Genomic DNA, 21,896 nt, shown 5'->3' on the forward strand with positions numbered 1-21,896 from the left:
GGGATGATTTCCAGCTCCTTCGTTGTTTAAATTAGTGAGCTGCTATGATTGGTAATTTATTGGTGTTTTAAATGAAAATCCTCGGAATCATTCGAGGATTTTTTTGTTTTTTCAGGACTAGAGAAGACTATAACGCATTCCTTTGAATCTATAATTTGAAGTTATCGTTCGTATAATATTCTGTTGGTAGTGTAATCAGCTAAACCCGTATAGAATAATGATTGGAACCGCTTTTACTAGAGTTGGTTAAACATTTTTTAGGAGGAAAGAAAGTGAAACAACAAAAAAATCGTTGGGTTATTCTGGTTGCAGCAATTATTACCAACTTAGCTTTGGGAGCAGGCTATGCTTGGTCTGTATTCCAAACAGCTCTACTTGAGCAAAATACAGCGTGGTCTTTAAGCGAGACTTCACTGGCATTTAGTATTTCATTTGCCATGGTACCTGTGGCAATGATTATCTGTGGTCCAATCGTAGATAAATACGGCGGACAGAAAGTCGTTCTTATATCCGGAATTTTATTCGGTATCGGTATGTTCTTAACAAGTTATGCAAACAGCATTATTATGCTTTACTTAACTTACGGAGTTATTCTTGGTTTTGGAATTGGTGCTGGTTATGGTACAGCTACTGCACTAACAGTTAAATGGTTCCCAGACAAAAAAGGTTTGGCTGGCGGTCTAACAGCAGCTGGATTTGGTTCAGGAGCAATTATTTTAGCACCAATCGCAACAAGCATGATTGGAAGTATGGGAATTAACATGACTTTCCGTGTTCTTGGAGCAGTATTATTAGTTGTTATCTGTGCAGCTTCATTCTTGATGGAGAATCCTCCAGTGAACGAAAATGCGACAGTTGTAGCGAATGATACGGACAAAAACTACAAAGAAATGCTTCGTGAATCTAATTTCTGGATTCTATGGGTTATTTATACATTTGCAGCTACAAGCGGAATGATGGTCATCGGACATGCGGCAAACATTGCCTCTACATATAGTATTGGTACTGGTGCTGTTGTTGTTATGATCGTCGGTTTAGCGAACACATTAGGACGTATCTTCTGGGGTACAGTTTCTGATAAAGTAGGACGTTACAAGACTTTAGTATTGATGTTTATCGTTTCTGCGGTTGGCTTGATGTTAGTTAACTTTACAGATAGATTAGGAGCAGTTGCAGGGATCGTTGGTTTAGTCGGAATTGCTTTGTCATTTGGTGGATTCCTTGGATCATTCCCAGGAATTACAGCAGAAAACTGGGGCGCTTCTAAATCAGCATCTAACTACGGTTGGATGTTTATCGCTTACGGAATCGCTGCAGTATTCGGACCATCACTAGCTTCAATGATTCGCGAAGCAACTGGTTCATACTCATTGGCATTTATCATTTCAACTGTAATGGCAGTATTCGGTATCGTATTAACAATGTGGTATATGAAACGTATCAGCCAAAAAGAAACACCAGCAGTAGAAGTAAAATAATATATACCTGAAAGAGCTGGATCCTACGGGGTCTGGCTTTTTTTTACGATGTTAAAATAGAAATGAACTGAAAAATAGTTTTACAATCAGTTGGACGGTGTTTTTCCCATTTGAACTCGATGTAAACAGATTTACAATCAGTTGGTGGGCGAATTTCCCATTCGAACTCGATGTAAATAGTTTTACAATCAGTTGGACGACGAATTTCCCATCCGAACTCGATGTAAACGGCTTTACAATCAGTTGGACGACGAATTTCCCATCCGAACTCGATGTAAACAGCTTTAAAATCAGTTGAACGGCGAATTTCCCGTTGAAGAACAAGCGGAACAGCGATATCTCCGCACGTTCTACAACGAATATCTATTAGATTGTGTATAATCATTAAAACAAACAATTCAGGAGGCACATATATTATGACAGCAAAAGGTATTTTCAGTAATCTTCCTACTCTTGAAACAGAACGCCTTATCCTTCGAAAAATAGCAATAGATGACGCCGAAGATTTATTTGCCTATACGTCCGACGAAGCTGTTGCGAAATACGTTACTTGGAATGCACACCAAACGATTCAAGATACAAAGGATTTTATCCAATTTGTTCTTTCTCGTTACGCTAGTAATAGCCCGGCACCATGGGCAATCGTATATAAAGAGACAGATAAAGTCATTGGAACCATTGATTTTGTAAGTTGGCAAGAGCACCATAAAGTCGCAGAAGTAGGTTATGCCCTATCAAAAGCATATTGGAGTAAGGGTATTATGTCCGAAGCACTTGAAGCAGTCATGAAATTTGGGTTTGAGCACCTGGATCTGGTTCGTATTCAAGCTTTTTGCATGGTTGAAAATAAGGGCTCCGCTCGCGTTATGGAGAAAGCTGGAATGCTCTACGAGGGCACTAGGAGAAAAATACTTTATATCAAAGGAGAACACCGGGATTTGATGGGGTATGCGATAACGAAATAGAGTGAAGTACCAATATCAACGTAATAAAGCGCGGAGTAGAATGCAGTCACTGCATTCTATTCTGCGCTTATTCTAGTTTTCTTTGTAAGTCTTTTGATGCAACGTTAAATCAGGAATATTGAAGAAATGTTGCAAGTTCAAAATCGTGCCGCCCAGAAGGATTGCTTGGTGGTTGAGGGAAGATTCTACGATTTGTACATCTTTCGAGAAACGATTCGTAATGCGTTCTTTAATGGCATTTAGAAGGGTAGGGAGATAATCAAACAGTTTACTATTTAAGATAATGACTTCCGGATCCAAATTCATAATTAAATTATTAATACCAAAAGACAAGTAATCAACCGCTGTATCGACGAGCTCCAATACGGCTGGTTCTGCGTTCTTATAGCTTTCATTCAAATCTTTATAAGTCGCGCCAGGCGAATCCGTTAGCACACGGTAATCTTTTAATAGAACTGCTGCGGAACAATACTGTTCCATGCATCCTTTATTTCCGCACGGGCAGGGACGGCCGTGTGGTTGCAAAATCATGTGTCCGATTTCTCCACCTTGCCCTTTAGTACCATGATACAATTCACCGTCAATTAAGATTCCGGCACCTATACCATTATGGATACTGACACTAACCATATTTTTCAAGGGCGTTGTAAATCCTTTCTCGCCTAAAACACTTAGGTTCGCTTCGTTTTCGATATAAACAGGCGTATTCCATTTCGTTTCGATGATTTCAGCAAGATTAATTTCGTGTAGATCTGAATAGGTCGTAAAGATAATGTTGTTATTATAGACAATCCCATGAATCGCAATGGTAATACCAATTAATTGGAACTTTTTATGTTCATAGTAGGGCTGCATTGCTTTAACAATTTTATTGATTTCTGAAACTGTGTTTTCTTTTGTCAGACGGTTTCCTTCATTTTCAATGTAATGGATACTTTCACCATTTAAGGTGGTAAGTAATCCATAAATATAGTCGTATCCGATATCGATACTCAAAGAGCAACCGACATCGTAATTCATTTGTAGCTGAATAGGTTTTCTACCACCGGAAGCTGTACTATTTCCAATTCCGATTTCATTGATTAATTGTTCATCAATAAATTTTTTAACGATTTCTGATGTTGAAGCTTTATTTAATCCCGTGAGTTGCGAAATAGCGGCACGCGAAATTTCAGGGTTGTGGATAATAGTGGATAGGATCAAGGTTTCATTGTGTTCCCTTAAGGTCATCTTGTTGGCAATCATAGTTACCCCACCTTTCATGTATATGTTCTGTATCACTATTGTACAACAAAGACGGGTTAAATAAAGATTATTATTACAAGTGTTTCGCGGTTTCTTTTAAACAATTATTTATTTAGAAGAAAGTTGTAAAAACAATAATGAAAACGCTTGACAACATTTTATATTTGTCTTAAACTACAGTTAGTTAATTATACAAACAAACGAAGAGGAGAATGAACATGGCTTATTTCCCAACTATTGAAAAGATTAAATACGAAGGTACAGAAACGAATAATCCTTTGGCATTCCGTCATTACAACCCAGAAGAAATTGTCTTAGGTAAAACAATGAAGGAACACATGCGTTTTGCAATTGCTTATTGGCATACATTTGTTAACGAAGGAAACGACCCATTTGGTCAAGGCGTTAATGAACGGACATGGTTAACAGATGATCCGATGGAAACTGCTAAAAACCGTGTCGAAGCAGCTTTCGAGTTTTTTGAAAAATTAGGGGTAGAGTATTTCTGTTTCCACGATATGGACGTTGCACCTTTCGGTAATTCTCTAGAAGAATTCTTCAAAAATTTGGATGAAATCGTAGATTTAATCGAGAAGAAAATGGAAGAAACAGGCATCAAATTACTTTGGAACACGGCTGACCGTCATGCAAACCCTATTTACGTAAATGGTGCGGCATCTTCAAATAATGCAGATGTCTATGCAGTATCTGCTGCACAAGTTAAAAAAGGGATTGATATTAGCAAGCGTCTAGGCGGAAAGAACTTTGTATTCTGGGGTGGACGTGAAGGGTACGAAACACTATTAAATACAGACATGGCTTTCGAAGAAGAAAATATCGCACGTCTATACAAAATGGCGATTGCGTATTCTAACGAAATTGGTCACGAAGAGTTAACATTCCTATTGGAGCCTAAACCAAAAGAGCCAATGAAACACCAATACGACTTTGATGCAGCGACATCTATGGCATTCTTGCAAAAATATGACTTAACGGATCGCTTCAAATTGAACTTGGAAGCTAACCATGCGACATTGGCAGGTCATACTTTCGAGCACGAAATGAATGTGGCACGTAACTACAATGCACTGGGTTCATTGGATGCGAACCAAGGCGATATGTTACTAGGCTGGGATACAGATGAATTCCCGACTGACTTATATTCTGTAACGTTAGCAATGTATGAAGTTTTGGAAAATGGCGGAATCGCACCAGGTGGTATCAACTTTGATGCGAAAGTGCGTCGTACTTCATTCGAAATGGAAGACTTATTCTTGGCACATATCGCAGGTATGGATACATTCGCACGTGGCTTGAAAGCAGCTGCGCGGTTGAAAGAAGATAAATTCTTCGATAACTTGAAAGCAGATCGTTATGCAAGCTACCAAGAAGGTATTGGTAAAGATATCATCAGCGACAAGACAGATCTTAAATCATTGACTGAATATGCATTGTCTAACAAAGAAGTTAAAAATAAATCTGGACATATTGAATTAGTGAAAGCAAAACTGAACGAATACATTTACTAGGAGGCGAACCCTATGCGTTACGTACTCGGGTTAGATTTAGGGACGAGCTCATTGAAAGGTCTCTTAGTGAATCAGGCGGGAGAAGTGGTTTATACCACTTCTTCTGACTATCCACTGATTCACCCGCAATCAGGATACAGCGAACAAAACCCACATGAGTGGTACCGTGCAGCTGTTGAAGTGATGGCGAATATTGTTGAAACCGTTCCAGATGCAAAAGAAGGATTGGAAGCAATCAGCTTTTCAGGACAAATGCACAGTTTGGTTCTATTGGACGAAAACGATGCGGTCTTACGCAATGCGATTCTTTGGAATGATGTGCGAACAACAGCACAATGTGAAAAAATTAAAGAAACACTGGGCGAGGAACTTATTTCTATCACTCAGAACAAAGCGCTTGAAGGTTTCACCTTACCAAAGATTCTTTGGGTGAAAGAACATGAGCCAGCTATTTTTGAAAAAGCGCGTCAATTTTTATTGCCAAAGGATTACTTAGGTTTTCGTTTGACGGGTTCGAAGCAAATGGAATATTCCGATGCTGCTGGAACATTATTGCTAGACTTAAAAAATAAACAGTGGAGTGAAAGAGTTTTGGCGGCCTTTGATTTGCCAAAAACGATTTGCCCACCGCTTGTAGAGTCGAGCGATAAGATTGGAACGCTATCAGAAGAGTTGACGAAAGAGTTTGGTTTTACTCACACAATTAATGTCTACGCTGGTGGTGCGGATAACGCGTCTGCAGCATTAGGCGCAGGAATCATTTCACCTGATATTGGCATGGCAAGTATTGGTACTTCAGGCGTATTCTTAGCATACGAAGAAGCAGGCAAAGAGTACCAAGGTGACTTGCATTATTTCTACCATGTTTTGAGAGATTCATTCTATTCAATGGGCGTAACGTTGGCAGCTGGTCACAGCTTGTCATGGTTTAAGAATACATTTGCTCCGAATGAAGATTTTGACGCGTTGTTGAAAGATATCGGAACCATTCCGGCAGGGTCTGAGGGCTTATTGTTTATGCCATATATTTCTGGTGAGCGCACGCCATATACGGACAGTAAAATCCGTGGCAGCTTCCTAGGAATGGATCAAGGGCATACACGAGATCACTTTGCGCGTGCTGTCTTGGAAGGCATTACTTTTTCTTTGAAAGATTCTCAAAAATTGATGGAAGAACGTGCTGGCAAGAACTTCAGAAAAATTGTTTCTGTTGGTGGCGGAGCAAAGAATCCTGATTGGTTACAAATGCAGGCGGATATTTTTGATGCCACGATTGTAACTTTGACAACTGAACAAGGACCTGGAATGGGAGCTGTCATGCTTGCTGCAATGGGTCAAGGTTGGTTTGACAGTGTTGAAGAACTAGTAGCAACTTTTGTCAAAGAAGCAAAAACCTATGAGCCCGTTAAAGAACAGGTAGAAGCATACGAACATATTTACGCGATTTATCGCGATGGATATGGTGCAACAAAAGACATCAGTCACGCGTTACAAAAATAAAATAAATTTTAAAAAGTAAGAGAGAGCAAGAGGGTATCCTTACGCTCTCTCTTCTTTATAAAAATGAAGTGTATGCAAATAAGCATATGGAGAGAAAAAGATGAAAGACATGACAATTGGCAGTCCGTTTAAGCATGTAATCTATTTTACTATTCCTTTGTTGCTGGGTAACTTTGCTCAACAACTTTACACTTTGGCAGATACTGTTATTGTTGGTCGCACGCTGGGTACGAGTGCCTTAGGTTCAATTGGAGCCGTTGCCAGTTTAATTTTCTTCATTCAAGGATTTGTGATTGGAGTGGGTTCAGGGCTGTCCATCGTCTTAGCCCAAAGATTCGGTTCAAAGAATGAACAACGTATTCACGATAGTTATGTTACGAGTATGGGAATTGCCTTTGTCTTATCAGTTGTGATTAGTATTGTGAGCATTCTACTTTCTGATACGTTGTTGACGGCACTCAAAATTCCCCAAGCTTTATACAGCGACAGTAAAGCTTATTTTACGACTGCTATGTTCGGGCTCATTATTGTGATGGGATTTAATTTATTTAGTAATGTGATGCGGGCAATGGGCAGTACGAAAACATTACTCTGGTATAGTGTTTTGTCTTATGCACTAAATTTTCTACTCGATGTTATTTTAATTGTGGTCTTTTCGTTTGGTGTGGTCGGCGTGGCAATTGCGACAATGTTGTCTCAGTTAATCGTCAGTGTCCTAATATTTCGCCACTTATCCAAGCGCTATCCGGTCCTTAAGTTGAATAAAAATGATTGGAAATTGAAGGGAGATGAACTGCGTCTTCATCTCACAATCAGTGTACCAATCGGACTGCAAAACTCTATTATTTCAATCGGTAACATCGTCTTGCAGTTCAAGCTTAATGAATTGACGTTGGGGAATATAGAAGCCCATGCAATTGCAACACGTTTGGAAGGTATGGTCACTGCTCCCATGATGACGATTGGAGTCGCAACTGCCACCTTTGTTGCTCAAAACTATGGAGCGGGATTGACGGATCGTATTTGGCAGGGTATTCGTACCAGCCTCATCCTTTCGGTCACGTATGGTTTTTTTATGGGAGGCCTGGTCTATTTCAAAGGCAGTACGATTGTAGCATGGCTGGTGGGAGCGACAAACGAAGCGACTACGAACAGCATTGAAGCGTACTTTAAAATGACAGCGTTATTTTATGTGTTTCTGGCAGTTTTATTCGTATTACGTTATAGCTTACAAGGGATGGGCCGCACGATTGCGCCGACTATTTCCGGCTTGGTCGAAATGGGTATTCGTTCATTCGTTCCATTAATTTTTGTTGGGACATTCGGATTCCCGGCCATCGCTTACAGTCACCCACTTGCTTGGTTCAGTACGATGACTATTTTGCTAATATCAACATATTTATTTATGAAAAACGATCGAAATAAATGGTGGAAAAGAGCGTTATTACGCTAAAAATAGTGATATAAAGGGAGAGAGTGAAGAGTGAAACAATACCGTAATTTATTCGCCGAATGTGGCTATAGTCAAGAAAAAATTGATCAAAAAGTACAAGATACATGGAACAAATTGTTCATGGATGATGCTGCGGCTGAGAAAATCTATTATACAGATGACATGGGCGGTTACTTGTTGGATACGGGTAACGATGATGCACGAAGTGAAGGTATGTCTTACGGCATGATGATGGCTGTACAGATGGATGAGAAAGAAGTATTCGATAAAATCTGGGCATGGTCACATAAAAATATGTATCACCAAGATGGCTTCAATAAAGGCTACTTCGCATGGCATTGTCACACGGACGGCACCAAGATAGATGATGGTCCAGCTCCGGATGGCGAGGAATTCTTCGCTATGGCATTATTCTTTGCGGCAAATCGCTGGGGTAACGGAGAAGGCATTTATAATTATGCAGAGATGGCACGGACCATCCTTTCCGACTGTTTACACAAAGGTTATGAGCGTGAAGGGCATGCGATGTGGGACCGCGATAACTACTTAATTCGTTTTGTTCCGGGTGTTGACTTTACCGACCCATCTTATCACTTGCCACATTTCTACGAATTATTTGCTGAGTGGGCAAATGAAGAGGACCGCGCATTTTGGGCGGAAGCAGCCAAACGCAGCCGTACTTATTTAGTAACCGCTGCTCATCCTGAGACAGGCTTAACACCGGAATATTCTTATGATGATGGGACACCAAACCATATTCGTGGCTTCGGGGATTTCTACAGTGACTCTTACCGTACAGCGGCTAATATCGGTATGGATTATGAATGGTGCGGACGTGAAGAAACACCGGTTCAAATTGTCGAAAATATCCATAAGTTCTTCCATGGCGTTGATCCGGAAGAATATACACGCTATAAGATCGATGGAACGAAATTCGATGAAAAAGCACGTCACCCATTGGGGTTATTGGCAACAAACGCAGCAGCATCGCTTGCATATGACGATGGCACAAAAGGGAAATGGTTTATTGATTTACTTTGGAATACACCCATGCGTACGGATCGCAACCGTTACTACGATAACTGCCTGTACTTCTTTGCGATATTGGCATTGAGTGGCAACTATCGTATGTGGAAATAAGTTGAACAAATAATAATGAATAGTGGGAGTTGACGTTTTGAGTACATTTAAAAATCCAATTATTGAAGGCTTCTCGCCAGACCCATCCGTCTGTGCAGTAGGAGAAGATTTTTACTTAGTAACATCCAGTTTCGGTTATTTCCCGGGCGTACCGATTTACCACAGTAAAGATATGGTGAACTGGGAACAGATTGGGAACGTGCTGGACCGTGAGAGTCAATTAAACTTGGAAGATGCAGGTAGTTCGCGCGGTATTTTTGCGCCTACCATCCGTCACCATGATGGAACATTTTACATGATTACTACGAACGTGACTTACGGAGGAAACTTTGTAGTAACGGCAACAAACCCAGCAGGACCGTGGTCTGAACCGTACTATTTGGAAGGTGCAATTGGGATTGACCCAAGTTTGTTCTTTGACGAAGACGGTCGTTGCTACTATTCGGGCACACGTCCAAATCCAACCGGCGTTACGCATAACGGCGACTGGGAAATTTGGTTGCAAGAATTAGATTTGAATACGATGCAGCTGACCGGCGTGAGCACGAAGATTTGGAAAGGTGCCATGCGCAATGTTATTTGGCCGGAAGCACCTCATGTTTATAAGAAAGATGGCTACTACTATGTGATGATTGCGGAAGGTGGGACAGGTCCAAACCACAGTGTCACAATTGCGCGCAGTGAGAAAATCGACGGACCATACATCGGTTTTGCAAACAATCCAATCTTGACGCACCGTCATTTGGGATCTGCATTCCCCGTACAAAACGTTGGACATGGCGACTTGGTGGAAACACCAGATGGCCAATGGTTCATGGTTCTTCTTGCGAGTCGTAAGTTCGAGGGAAGCAGTAACTTGGGACGTGAAACATTCCTGGCAGAAGTTATTTGGGAAGATGGTTGGCCGGTTGTTAATCCAGGGATTGGTCGATTATTGGAAGAACAAGAAATCAATCTGCCATTGGTGCCGGTTGAAGAAAAAACCGACTATCAGCTAAATGAGATTCACCGGGAGTTCTTATTTATCCGTAATCCGGATATGACCCATTACGATACGACTGCACGTGAAGGTTGGATCCGTATGACACCAACTGTGGGAAGATTCAAAGATGAAAAAGGCTCACCAACGTATCTAGGTCTGCGTCAACCTTCTTTATGGTTTGAATATACTGCGGCATTGGATATACAATTAGCTGCAGGTGGCGAAGCGGGTATTGCCGTTATTCAAGGTGAAAACCATACGCTGAAATTAGCTGTTCATGTGAAAGATTCAGAAAAAGTGATTCAACTCATTACAACAATCGACGGTGTGGATGAAGTGCACGGAGAAACAAAAGTGACTGCATCTGAGTTGGAATTGAAGTTTGTTGGAGAAGGACAAAAGCTTAAAGGAATCGTTGTAGCTAGGGGCGAAGAAATCGTGGTCGCTGAAGACGTTGCAACACACTATCTAAGTACAGAGTTGGCTGGCGGATTTGTCGGCTGTACAGTTGGTATTTACACAAGTTCTGATGTAGAAGCGCCAGGATATGTGGATGCGAATTGGATTAAATTGACGAAATAAGCGGGAAGAGGTTGGGAATCGTCCCGACCTCTTCTTCTAATAAAGGAGAATATAACGATGGAAATGACACTCCGTTGGTTTGGAGAAGATTTTGATAGCGTCAGCCTTAAAAACATCCGGCAAATACCAGGCGTGACTGGAATCGTTTCAACATTATATGATACAAAACCAGGTGAAGTGTGGCCTTTAGAACGGATTCGTAATCTGAAAAAAACGATAGAAGCATCGGGATTACGGCTTGCTGGTATTGAGAGTGTTAATATTCATGATGCAATAAAGGCAGGACTCCCGGAGCGGGATAAATATATTGAAAATTATATTAAAACGTTGGAAAATTTAGGTGAAGCGGGCATTGATATGATTTGTTATAACTTCATGCCTGTATTCGACTGGACGCGTTCGGACTTAGCTAAAGTACTGCCGGACGGTTCAACAGTGTTATCTTACGACCAAGCATTAATTGATAAAATAAATCCAGATTCAATTGCGGATCAAATGAATAAAAAAGCGCAAGGTTTCGAGTTACCAGGATGGGAACCGGAACGAATGGCTCAAATAAAAGAACTGTTCGCTATTTATGAGACGGTTACTGAAGAGCAGTTATTTGATAATTTGGTTTATTTCTTAAATAAGATCATGCCAACGTGTGAGAAGTATGGAATCCGAATGGCTATACATCCGGATGACCCGGCTTGGCCAGTATTTGGCTTGCCGCGAATTATTAACTCTGAGGCAAATATAACCAAATTATTAGAAGCCGTGCCGAATCCATTGAACGGGATTACATTTTGTACGGGATCGTTGGGCTCTAATCCAGAGAACGACTTAATCAGTACGATTTATGCGGTTAAAGGCCGCATTCATTTTGCACATTTACGAAACATCAAATACCATGGCTATCAAAAATTCGATGAAGCCTCTCATTTATCTAGCGACGGCTCGTTAGATATGGTAGCGATTATTAAAGCACTACGGGACTCAGGCTTTGACAGCATTATTCGTCCGGATCATGGCCGTCAAATTTGGGATGAAATATCCATGCCAGGATACGGACTTTACGACCGAGCACTTGGTGTTGCTTATATGAATGGCATTTGGGAAACATTAGAGAAAGTGTCCAATTAGGAGGTCATAAAATGCTACTGAACCAACAAGAACTTGAGAATAAAGAACAATGGACAGAAGCCGGAATCCGCGTGCCAACATTTGATCGTGCGGCTGTAAAAAGACAAACAGAAACGGCTCCAACTTGGCTCCATTTGGGACCAGGAAATATTTTCCGTGCTTTCCCGGCAATGTTAATGCAAAAACTTTTAGACCTTAAGCAAGTGGATACCGGTATTGTTGTCGCAGAGGGCTACGATTATGAAATCGTTGATATTATGAAACAGCAGAATGATAACCTTTCACTGCTGGTGACTTTGAAAACAGATGGTAATATTGAGAAGAGTGTTGTCGGCAGTATCATGGAATCGTTAAAAATCGACCGTGAATCCAAAGAAGATTACCAACGCTTGGTAGCGATTTTCGAAAATAGAACGTTACAAATGGTTTCTTTTACTATTACGGAAAAAGGCTATTCACTAACAGATAGTCGCGGTAATTATGGGCAACAAATAGTGGAAGACTTCACGAATGGCCCGGAAGTCGCAGAAAGCTATATCGGCAAAGTTGCGGCACTTTTACACTGTCGTTTTCTGGCAGGACAGTTGCCCCTTGCATTTGTGAGCATGGATAACATGTCTCATAACGGAGACATTTTAAAGAGCGCAATCCATACCTTCGCAAGCAATTGGCAAGAGAATGGTCTGGTTACACCAGAGTTTGTCGCATATGTGAATGATCCCGAAAAAGTCTCATTCCCTTGGTCGATGATTGATAAGATTACACCAAGGCCAGATGAAACGGTAGCACAAATGTTACGTAAAGATGGCTTTGAGGAAGTCGACTATAAAATAACGCAAAAAAATACCTACACTGCGGCTTTTGTAAATGCAGAGGAAACGGAATATTTAGTAATTGAAGATGCTTTCCCGAATGGCAGACCACCGCTAGACAAAGTAGGGGTTATTTTTACCGATCGCCACACGGTTAATCAAGTGGAAACGATGAAAGTGACAACCTGTCTGAATCCGATTCATACAGCGCTGGCTATTTTCGGCTGTTTATTAGGCTATGAGCGTATTTCTGATGAAATGAAGAATCCCTTACTGAAGAAACTTGCGGAAAAGGTAGGCTATCAGGAGGGACTTCCCGTTGTTGTAGACCCTGGTATTATCAATCCAAAGGAATTTATCGATGAAGTTGTGGGCGTGAGATTGCCGAATCCGTTTATTCCGGATACACCGCAAAGAATTGCGACCGATACGTCACAAAAATTGGCGATTCGTTTTGGGAAAACGATTGAATCCTACCTAAACTCTGATACCTATGACGTAGCGAGCTTGGAAGCTATCCCATTCGTCTTAGCTGGTTGGCTACGTTATTTGCTGGGAGTAGACGATACCGGTAAGGTATTTGAGAAGAGTTCAGACCCCCGTATGACAGAAGTATCTGCATTTGTTAAAGATATCAAAATAGGTGATACGACAATCGATCGTCTTAATCTTGGGGCGTTGTTGAAAGACAAAACGATTTTCGGCGTAGATTTAGTAGCAGTAAATATGGCGGATAAGGTACTGGATTTATTTGAAGAAATGATTGCATCAGAAGGTGCTGTAGAGAAGACGTTGCGTAAAATTGTTGAATAAGTTTTGAAAAATAAGCCCAGAATCACTGTGAAGAATGTCAGTGATTCTGAGCTTAGCTCGATTAAAGGACTGGTGTTAATTTTTCTAACGGTTCTTCGGAAAAATGAAGATGAGGAATATTAAAAAAGTTTTGTAAATTAAGAACCGCTGCACCAAGTAAGGATGCTGTTGCTCCGATTTCTGAAGTCAGAATCGGAACTTCTTTCGAAAATTTACTGCGGATGCAGTTATTAATCAAGGTTAGTAGAAAAGGTAATTTACGTGTGAGTGGACTATTGATATAGACTACGCCGGGAGCAAAGCCAGAAATAATATTACGGATACCGATGCTGATTTCGTGGGCGGCCTTTTCGATGAACGTTATGACATCTTTGTCTCCTGCATCATAGTCCTCCGCTAAATCATACAGTGTACGCGTGTCATCTGCTTTTAAAAGGCGATATTGCTGCAGAATTGCTTTTTCGGAACAGTACTGTTCTAAACACCCTTTATTCCCGCACGGGCACGCAACACCATGAGGATAGAGAATCATATGGCCGACTTCTCCACTGTGCCCGTTTCGGCCATGGTAAAGCTCGCCGTTAATAATGATGCCTGCTCCAATTCCGCTGTGGATACTGACGCTGACCAGGTTCAGTTTATTAGTAGAAAAAGATGTTTCGGCCAAGGCTGTCAAATTCGCTTCGTTCTCAACATAAACAGGCATATCCAAGGCTTGCTGCAATTCGAAGGCTAAATCAATTTGATCCAAATCATAGTAAGGAGTAAAAATAATATCTTCTTGGTCGACAATTCCATGGATAGCAAGGGTAACACCGATTAAACGGAATTTACAATCTAAATAATATGTTTCATAAGAGCGAATGGTTTGTTTAATCTTTTCAATCACGTTATCTTTGCGGACATAAAAGTTCTTCTCTTTGAATTCTGCAATTATTTCACCATTCAAGTTCGTCAGCATCGACGAAATATAGTCGTATCCCAGATCAATACTTAACGAAAAGCCAGCATTTTTATTGAGTGACAGTTGGATAGGGCGTCGGCCACCTACGGACGTACTATCACCAGTACCAATCTCTATTACCAGTGATTCATCAATTAAATCTTTAACAATTGCTGAGGTGGATGCTTTATTTAAGCCAGTAAGCTGTGAAATATGAGCGCGCGAAATGCTGGCATTATGGATAATGGTTGATAAGACCAACGTTTCATTTTGCTCTCTAATTTTGTAACGGTCAATTATCATAGTGTGTCCTCCTCTTGGCTGATATAAAAGTCATATACATGTAATCTGTCCAATAAATCTTATTATACTTTAGTTTGTACAGTTGACAAGTGAAAGCGATTACTTTATTATATAATCAATTAGTTAGTTATACAAACTAACGGCGTTGCTGTTACATTACCACAATATTGTTAGTTTGAACAGAGAAAATACAGGAGGAACGCTATTTTAAATAAACAAACACGGATTGACGATCACAGTTGCTAGTATTTACGTGTAAACGTATTCACAAAAATAACTACTGGGAGAACGAAAAGATGACAGACCACTTAATTATTCCACGTTTAAAAGAAGTTTTTCACGATTCTTTTCGAATCGGTGCTGCCGTAAATGATTTTACACTTGAAACGAGAGAAGAAGTCTTAGCTAAGCATTTTAATAGTTTAACGGCAGAAAACAGCATGAAATTTGTAAGCATTCAGGAAGAAGAGGGCGTTTTCGACTTTTCAGAAGGAAACCGTATTGTGGCTTTTGCAAAAGCGAATGACATGGTTGTACGCGGACATACCCTTGTGTGGCATAATCAGACACCAGAATGGGTCTTTTACACCGATAAAGATAAAACCACATTGGCATCTAAAGAGCTCCTGTTAGAACGTATGACGACTCACATTCAAACGGTGATGAAGCATTACGAAGACTCAATCCTTTGTTGGGATGTTGTAAATGAAGCGATTGAGGATAAAGAAGGCATGCGTCTACGCGAATCCTTATGGTATAAGATTATGGGTGAGGACTTTATAGACCAAGCGTTCCGAATTGCACATGCTGCAAATCCCAAGGCACAATTGTTCTACAATGATTACAACGAATCAACACCTGAGAAAGTTGAAAAGATTTATACAACAGTCAAAGGAATGTTAGAACGAGGGGTTCCAGTACATGGGATTGGGTTACAATGCCACTGGAACTTAAATAACCCTTCACTGACGGATATTGAGCAAGCGATTGAAAAATATGCGTCACTTGGCGTGCGCCTCCATATAACAGAAATGGATGTATCCGTATTTGATTTTGAAGACAGAAGAACAGATTTATTGCGTCCGACCGAAGAGCAGTTGGAACTGCAAGCCAAGCGTTACGAGGCATTCTTCAAAATATTCAGAGCACACAGTGATGTAATTGATTCAGTCACATTTTGGGGAGTGGATGATGCATATACGTGGCTAGACGGCTTTCCTGTTCCAGACAGAAAAAATTGGCCGTTCTTATTAGATGAAAAGAGTGAACCAAAGCCAGCATTCTGGCGTGTTGTTAACACATTAGAGGAGAAATAAGCCTTATGGAAAAACAAACAATGTTTAAATTACCTCCGATTATCAGCGATGGTATGGTCGTCCAACAGAATAAACCGATTTGTTTTTGGGGGTTCGATGTACCAAATCAACACATGTATATCAGCTTAGAAAATGAAACAGTGGAAACGACAGCCGGAGCAGATGGCAGTTGGAAAGTCTATTTCAGCGAAAGAACTGCGGGCGGTCCTTATACTGCAAATATTCGCGGTAGTGAGGAACGCTCACTATCCGACATTTACATTGGTGAAGTCTGGCTAGCAGGGGGCCAGTCCAATATGGAAATGCTATTGGACCGTGCGCACGATCTCTACGAAACTGAAATTGAAACAATGCAACTGCCGTTGGTGAGAGAATTCCGAGTGCCTATCGAATTCGATTTTTCTGGTCCCCAAGAACTGTCCAAACTAAGTGGAAAGTGGCGAACAGCAACACCGGATAACACCTTGGAAATGAGTGCGTTGGGAACATTCTTTGCGGAGAATCTTCATCGTAAATTGAATGTACCAGTAGGTATCTTAATGACTGCGGTTGGCGGAACCCCGATCGAGGCGTGGATGACTGCCGATGATTTAACTGATTATCCAGAGGCGACAGATAAGCTTGAAAAGCTTCAGACAGCTGGCTGGATTGAAGATGTAACGAAGCGAGATGAAAAACGTGTTCAGAAATGGTATGAAAAAGTTGAGAAATTAGAAAAAACACAAGATCCTTATGATCATTGGACGGAACCAGCATTTGACGATAGCGGTTGGGAAAAGATAACGGTTCCCGGTATGTTAAAAGGAACCAGTGTTGGTTCTGAGGCCGGTGCGATTTGGTTTAGACAAAATTTCCAAGTTGAAGACCTGAATCTGTTTGAGCAGAAAGCACGCTTAAATCTCGGTGCACTAATAGATTATGACGAAGTTTGGTTAAATGGTGTTCCAATCGGAAAAACAGAATACCGTTATCCACCACGGAAATATCCAGTTCCCAAAGGTGTCATCCAATTAGGCGAAAATGTACTGGCTGTCAGACTTCTAATCAATGGCGATAATGGCGGCTTTGTCGGTGGGCCTGGAAAAGAGTATTTGCTAGAAGGCGATGGAGAACCCATTAATTTAGCGGGTGTCTGGAAGGCTAAACGTGTTGCAAAGGTGGATGCGTTAGCACAGATTACTTTTATTCAATACGGACCTACTGGCGTCCACAACAGTATGCTCTATCCGTTGAAAGACTACCCAATAGCCGGTTTTCTCTTCTACCAAGGAGAATCAAATACGGGTGCTCCTGAAGTATACGCTGATTTGATGAAGCGGATGGTGGGGCGTTGGCGTCTGCATTGGAATGACCATACGTTGCCATTTCTATATGTCCAACTGACGAACTACTCTGATCCATTGGCACAGGAAGACGATAGAATGTGGGGAGCGTTACGTCTTCAACAAGCAGAAGTCGAAAGAACGGTTCCGAGAACAAATATGACCGTTTCGATTGATATTGGTGAGGCAAACGATTTACATCCGCATAATAAAAAAACGCTAGCGAATCGTATGGCGGCGGATGCTCTACATGAGACTTATAGACAAGAAGAAAAAATAACGAAACCACACTTACAAGATGTGGTACAGAAGCACGATAATGTGGTGCTAACTTTCGATACCGAAATTCAGCAAATGAATGCGAATACGTATATGGAAGTTTTAACGGCGGATGGTGACTGGCAGGAAGTCTCTGTAAAGACCGATAAGACGACGGTCCTGCTCTCACTACCAAACACCACCTCTATCAGAGGCGTCCGTTATGCGTATCTAAATAATCCGGAAAATCCGGCGTTATTTAGTAAAGACGGCTATCCAGTCGGTCCGTTTCTGTGGGAAAAATAATAATAAAAAACAAGAGTGAAGGAGATTGATTTATCCATGACTAAAATGATACAAAACCCAGTTCTTAAAGGTTTCAATCCAGATCCAAGTATTTGTAGAGTAGGTGAGGACTACTATATCGCAACCTCTACATTTGAGTGGTTCCCAGGCGTACAAATTCACCATTCGAAAGATATGGTGAACTGGCAACTAGTCAGCCATCCGGTCAACCGTGTAAGCCAACTAAATATGCTTGGAAATCCGGATTCAGGTGGGGTTTGGGCACCGGCATTGACGTATGCAGACGGGCAATTCTGGTTGATTTACTCTGACGTAAAAGTTGTGGAAGGAAATACATTCAAAGATGGGGCAAACTACTTGGTAACGAGTGAGACGATTGATGGCGAGTGGAGCGAACCTATTTATCTAAATAACTCTGGTTTTGACCCATCGTTATTCCACGATGAAGACGGCCGTAAATGGTTAGTTAACATGATGTGGGACCACCGTTCAAATAAACACAGTTTCTACGGAATTGTTCTGCAAGAGTACAGCGTTGAAGAGCAAAAATTAGTGGGTGAAAGTAAAGTTATTTACAAAGGGACAGAACTTGGTTTGACTGAAGCCCCTCACTTGTATAAGATGAATGGTTACTACTACTTGTTAGTTGCAGAAGGTGGAACGAAATTTGAGCACGCATCATCTGTCTCACGCTCAAAAAATATTGATGGACCCTATGAGTTACATCCACATGATCCCTTAATTTCTTCATGGGCACATCCACTATTGCCCCTACAAAAGGCAGGTCATGGTTCCTTCGTTGAAACGCAAAATGGCGAATGGTACTTCGCGCATTTAACAGGTCGTCCACTGAAACTTGATGGCGTCAAGATGTTGGAAAGCCGCGGATATTGTCCATTAGGAAGAGAAACGGCAATTCAAAAAGTTTACTGGGAAAATGACTGGCCATACATTGTGGGCGGAAACAAACCGAGTGTAGAGGTAGAAGCACCTGATTTGCCGGAGCATACCTTTGAAATGAATTACCCGGTGAAAGATGAGTTTGATTCAGAAGAATTGAACATTCACTTTAATACATTGCGTATTCCGTTTAACGAAGAAATTGGTAGTTTGACAGAGCGTCCGGGGCACTTACGTCTATATGGACGTGAATCTTTGCATTCACTCTTTACACAGTCATTGGTTGCCAGAAGATGGCAATCATTTGAGTTTGTTGCAGAAACAAAAGTGGCGTTTGAACCGGAAAGTTTCCAACAAATGGCTGGTTTAATCTGCTACTATAATACACGTAATTGGACAACAGCGAACGTAACCTGGAACGAAGAAAAAGGCCGCGTGATTGATTTGATGGCGTGTGAGCGTTTCGAAACAACACATCCAATCCAAGGAAATGAAATTCCAGTTCCTGAAGATGTGGAATCTGTTTACTTCCGTGTCGAAGTGGATGCAAAACACTACTACTTCTCCTATTCATTTGATGGTGAGAACTATGAGCGTATCGATGTTGCTTTTGACAGCTACAAGCTTTCAGATGACTATATCGAACAAGCAGGATTCTTTACAGGCGCGTTCGTTGGAATGCACTGTATCGATATTTCTGGTAGAAGATTACCAGCAGACTTCGACTACTTCCGTTACGAAGAAAAATAATATCAAAAGCACCCTGATTTTTCGGGGTGTTTTATCTTTTTGGGGCGGCGCTTTGTACGATTCGGGCTTTTCAAGCAAAAAGCAAGTTAAGAAAGTCCGAATAAATGACAATACGGACTTTATAATGAATTTTCAACCATCAAAAATCCGAATAAACTAATCCAAACAAAAAACGACCCCGCAAGGTCGTTTTCTTGTTTGTATTACCAAATCTTGAAGCGGTTTGTTCCACCTTTCAATTGTTCAAAAGGTCCGATATCTGCTTTTTCGAGGCGTTTATTGCCATTCAAATCGGTATCGAAAATTAAATCACTGCCGTCTGGTGCATCGAATGGTGCAGCCACGATTCGCGCTGTACCGAGTGTTTTCGTTTCAATAATATCACCTTTCGCAATGTAGTCTTCCGGCAACTCAAAGGAAAGGTACAAACGACCATCTTCTTCCTCCAAAGTAACATTTGGATTGAAATCTTTCCATGTATGACTCGTAGCTTCGTGCTTGGCAGCGGTAGCACCGTTGAAGTAAGCATTGTTATCTAAGTAGATTGCTTGTTGACCTTCCCATAGTCCAGTCCGGTCTTTACTCATGACTTCCAAGTATTCTTCAAACGTTGTTGTAAAATCATCGTAACCAGCCGTTCCAACTGTCCGTTTTGAATTTGTCTGCATAAACATATTATTCATAAAGCGATCGTCTCCACTGTGGACAAAGGAGAAGCCTGCCACATCCGTGCTATGCGGGAAGTGATAAGGTGTGGAACGATTCAGGACGTTTTGAATTTCAAAAGGCCCACAGAACAAGTTGTGGAGATAAGCACCACCTTGAGCAAAGTTGTCCAACTCAACAGGAGAAGCAAAGATATTATGATCAACGACATAAGGACCATGGCTTACTTCAATAAATAAGTCGCGATTATTACGATAAAAGACGTTGCCATGTACACGTGTCCCTTGTGTTTGCCAATCCAGCCAAATTCCCAATGAACAATCATGAATACGATTATTTTTAATTACAACATCAATCGGTGCATGCAGTTTAATTCCGCCAATTTCATGACCGTAGAATTCACGTTTGCTAGCGATGTTGTAAATGTGGTTGTTCTCAATCGTACTGAACACACAACCCAAGTGGCCGACGATCCCATTTTGCCCGCAATCATAAATCGTATTATTCTTAATAACATGTGAACCAACCGTTTCTTTCTTCCAACCAATGCGGTGAGCGAGGAAAACAGCTTCTAATTGGTATTGGTGACCGGTCTTATCAGCACGGAAACTGTGGTGATTATGTCCAGTAGAGCCTTCCTTACCAATACTGATGGCACTACATTTGGCATCATGCAAAATATTGTCTTCGATAATCCAGCCTTTACTCCAATTGGGACCAACCATTCCAATTTGATCGGAAGTGGGTGGGGTCCACGGACTTGCAGCCTGACAAATTTCAAAGCCACGAACAGTAATATAATCAATTCCAACTTTTAAAGGTGAAAAACATGCTTTACGGACGTTGATTTCAACACTTTCCTTGTTTGGATCAGCCTCGTAAAATGTTGCAAAAATGGTTGTAGTTTCCGCTGACACTTCTGCATACCACATATATTTTGTTTGCTCAGGATTGACATAGGTATAGGTTTCTTGGGTCCAATAGTCAGGCCGCTCCGTACGTACCTCGGCATTTTCCAGTTCCTCGTACGTCTCTGCTTCAAAGAAAGACATACCGTTTAAATAGACGTCACCTAGATGACGGCGCGGATCTTCTTTTTGGAGCCAGTCGCCAAAAACTTCTTCTTTGTAAGGGTTGAAGTCTCCAAAAAAGGAATGGGGAAGGGTAACTTTCCAGATACCATCCTGGATGTGTTCCCAAGACTTGATTTCTTCCGAACCTTTAATTGTAACTTTATCGCCCGGGAAAGCTTGATAGGTAATACGACGGTGATGATTCAGACCAGCGTTAACAGGGGAAACCCACTCCCGATAAACACCCTCATGGACAAATATTGTGTCCCCGGCAACAGCGACCTGAGCGGCTTGGTTAATAGTCAAGAAAGGATTCTCGGTTGATCCATTTCCAGTTTTAGTTCCACTTTTCGCAACATGATAAATTGTATTCAATTTTGTCACTCCTCTATTTTTATTTTATTATGTCATGAAAGCGCTTCTCAATCTAGGCGA

The 21,896-nt window shown here is 41.2% G+C and carries 16 protein-coding genes; 12 read left to right on the plus strand and 4 right to left on the minus strand.

The features are described 5' to 3' along the window. The first annotated feature begins 272 nt into the window (after window positions 1-272). Window positions 273-1,478, plus strand: a complete 1,206-nt coding sequence (locus G7058_RS09295) for an L-lactate MFS transporter (protein WP_166063280.1) — start codon at window positions 273-275, stop codon at window positions 1,476-1,478. A gap of 43 nt (window positions 1,479-1,521) precedes the next feature. Here the strand turns inward: G7058_RS09295 and G7058_RS09300 are convergent, their stop codons facing one another. Further along, the gene (locus tag G7058_RS09300) at window positions 1,522-1,863 is read right to left on the minus strand and encodes a hypothetical protein (RefSeq protein WP_166063281.1); all 342 of its coding nucleotides are present in this window, start codon (window positions 1,861-1,863) and stop codon (window positions 1,522-1,524) included. 31 nt (window positions 1,864-1,894) lie between these two features. Here G7058_RS09300 and G7058_RS09305 point away from each other — a divergent pair, with 31 nt between their 5' ends. After that, a complete protein-coding gene (locus G7058_RS09305; protein WP_166063282.1) occupies window positions 1,895-2,443 on the plus strand; it encodes a GNAT family N-acetyltransferase in 549 nt (182 codons plus the stop codon). A gap of 72 nt (window positions 2,444-2,515) precedes the next feature. Here the strand turns inward: G7058_RS09305 and G7058_RS09310 are convergent, their stop codons facing one another. Further along, window positions 2,516-3,688: an ROK family transcriptional regulator gene (locus tag G7058_RS09310; RefSeq protein ID WP_166063283.1), complete on the minus strand. Its 1,173-nt coding sequence runs from the start codon at window positions 3,686-3,688 to the stop codon at window positions 2,516-2,518. 218 nt (window positions 3,689-3,906) lie between these two features. Between G7058_RS09310 and xylA the strand changes: the two genes are divergently transcribed. The 7 genes from xylA to G7058_RS09345 all read left to right on the plus strand — a co-directional run bounded on the left by xylA (window position 3,907) and on the right by G7058_RS09345 (window position 13,624). Beyond that, window positions 3,907-5,217 carry a xylose isomerase gene (gene xylA, locus G7058_RS09315; RefSeq protein WP_166063284.1) on the plus strand — a complete coding sequence of 437 codons (1,311 nt, stop codon included), beginning with the start codon at window positions 3,907-3,909 and terminating at the stop codon, window positions 5,215-5,217. A 12-nt stretch (window positions 5,218-5,229) separates the two neighbouring features. Beyond that, the gene (gene xylB / locus G7058_RS09320; protein ID WP_166063285.1) at window positions 5,230-6,717 is read left to right on the plus strand and encodes a xylulokinase; all 1,488 of its coding nucleotides are present in this window, start codon (window positions 5,230-5,232) and stop codon (window positions 6,715-6,717) included. A gap of 100 nt (window positions 6,718-6,817) precedes the next feature. Next, window positions 6,818-8,170 (plus strand): MATE family efflux transporter, encoded by a 1,353-nt coding sequence (locus tag G7058_RS09325; protein ID WP_166063286.1) that lies wholly within the window; start codon window positions 6,818-6,820, stop codon window positions 8,168-8,170. A 30-nt stretch (window positions 8,171-8,200) separates the two neighbouring features. Continuing rightward, entirely contained in the window at window positions 8,201-9,310 is a 1,110-nt protein-coding gene (locus tag G7058_RS09330) for a glycosyl hydrolase family 8 (protein ID WP_227004429.1), read from the plus strand. A 37-nt stretch (window positions 9,311-9,347) separates the two neighbouring features. Beyond that, on the plus strand, window positions 9,348-10,874 hold the full coding sequence (locus tag G7058_RS09335) for a glycoside hydrolase family 43 protein (protein ID WP_166063287.1): 1,527 nt from the start codon (window positions 9,348-9,350) through the stop codon (window positions 10,872-10,874). Between the two features lie 57 nt (window positions 10,875-10,931). After that, window positions 10,932-11,999, plus strand: coding sequence for a mannonate dehydratase (gene uxuA, locus G7058_RS09340; protein ID WP_166063288.1), 1,068 nt, complete (start codon window positions 10,932-10,934; stop codon window positions 11,997-11,999). A gap of 11 nt (window positions 12,000-12,010) precedes the next feature. Continuing rightward, entirely contained in the window at window positions 12,011-13,624 is a 1,614-nt protein-coding gene (locus G7058_RS09345; protein WP_166063289.1) for a mannitol dehydrogenase family protein, read from the plus strand. A 61-nt stretch (window positions 13,625-13,685) separates the two neighbouring features. On the opposite strand, the gene G7058_RS09350 is transcribed toward G7058_RS09345, so the two are convergent. Next, window positions 13,686-14,870: an ROK family protein gene (locus G7058_RS09350; RefSeq protein ID WP_166063290.1), complete on the minus strand. Its 1,185-nt coding sequence runs from the start codon at window positions 14,868-14,870 to the stop codon at window positions 13,686-13,688. 296 nt (window positions 14,871-15,166) lie between these two features. On the opposite strand from G7058_RS09350, the gene G7058_RS09355 reads away from it, so the two are divergent. From G7058_RS09355 to G7058_RS09365, 3 genes are read left to right on the plus strand one after another with little or no spacing between them, the layout of a single operon-like run. Beyond that, complete coding sequence (locus G7058_RS09355) at window positions 15,167-16,186, plus strand: endo-1,4-beta-xylanase (protein WP_166063291.1); 1,020 nt, start codon at window positions 15,167-15,169, stop codon at window positions 16,184-16,186. Between the two features lie 5 nt (window positions 16,187-16,191). After that, entirely contained in the window at window positions 16,192-18,072 is a 1,881-nt protein-coding gene (locus tag G7058_RS09360; protein WP_166063292.1) for a sialate O-acetylesterase, read from the plus strand. Window positions 18,073-18,117: 45 nt separating this feature from the next. Continuing rightward, the gene (locus tag G7058_RS09365) at window positions 18,118-19,722 is read left to right on the plus strand and encodes a glycoside hydrolase family 43 protein (RefSeq protein ID WP_227004527.1); all 1,605 of its coding nucleotides are present in this window, start codon (window positions 18,118-18,120) and stop codon (window positions 19,720-19,722) included. 203 nt (window positions 19,723-19,925) lie between these two features. On the opposite strand, the gene G7058_RS09370 is transcribed toward G7058_RS09365, so the two are convergent. Continuing rightward, window positions 19,926-21,836 (minus strand): right-handed parallel beta-helix repeat-containing protein, encoded by a 1,911-nt coding sequence (locus G7058_RS09370; RefSeq protein ID WP_166063294.1) that lies wholly within the window; start codon window positions 21,834-21,836, stop codon window positions 19,926-19,928. Window positions 21,837-21,896 lie beyond the last annotated feature (60 nt).

The sequence above is a fragment of the Jeotgalibaca porci genome (genome assembly GCF_011299095.1).
Classification (GTDB): Bacteria; Bacillota; Bacilli; order Lactobacillales; family Aerococcaceae; genus Jeotgalibaca; species Jeotgalibaca porci.

Bases quoted from the DNA above. Each gene is read 5' to 3' on its own strand.
- G7058_RS09365 (WP_227004527.1), top strand. From the start codon at position 18,118: ATGATACAAAACCCAGTTCTTAAAGGTTTCAATCCAGATCCAAGTATT.
- G7058_RS09310 (WP_166063283.1), bottom strand. From the start codon at position 3,688: ATGATTGCCAACAAGATGACCTTAAGGGAACACAATGAAACCTTGATC.
- uxuA (WP_166063288.1), top strand. From the start codon at position 10,932: ATGGAAATGACACTCCGTTGGTTTGGAGAAGATTTTGATAGCGTCAGC.
- G7058_RS09325 (WP_166063286.1), top strand. From the start codon at position 6,818: ATGAAAGACATGACAATTGGCAGTCCGTTTAAGCATGTAATCTATTTT.
- G7058_RS09305 (WP_166063282.1), top strand. From the start codon at position 1,895: ATGACAGCAAAAGGTATTTTCAGTAATCTTCCTACTCTTGAAACAGAA.
- G7058_RS09360 (WP_166063292.1), top strand. From the start codon at position 16,192: ATGGAAAAACAAACAATGTTTAAATTACCTCCGATTATCAGCGATGGT.
- xylB (WP_166063285.1), top strand. From the start codon at position 5,230: ATGCGTTACGTACTCGGGTTAGATTTAGGGACGAGCTCATTGAAAGGT.
- xylA (WP_166063284.1), top strand. From the start codon at position 3,907: ATGGCTTATTTCCCAACTATTGAAAAGATTAAATACGAAGGTACAGAA.
- G7058_RS09350 (WP_166063290.1), bottom strand. From the start codon at position 14,870: ATGATAATTGACCGTTACAAAATTAGAGAGCAAAATGAAACGTTGGTC.
- G7058_RS09355 (WP_166063291.1), top strand. From the start codon at position 15,167: ATGACAGACCACTTAATTATTCCACGTTTAAAAGAAGTTTTTCACGAT.
- G7058_RS09345 (WP_166063289.1), top strand. From the start codon at position 12,011: ATGCTACTGAACCAACAAGAACTTGAGAATAAAGAACAATGGACAGAA.
- G7058_RS09300 (WP_166063281.1), bottom strand. From the start codon at position 1,863: ATGATTATACACAATCTAATAGATATTCGTTGTAGAACGTGCGGAGAT.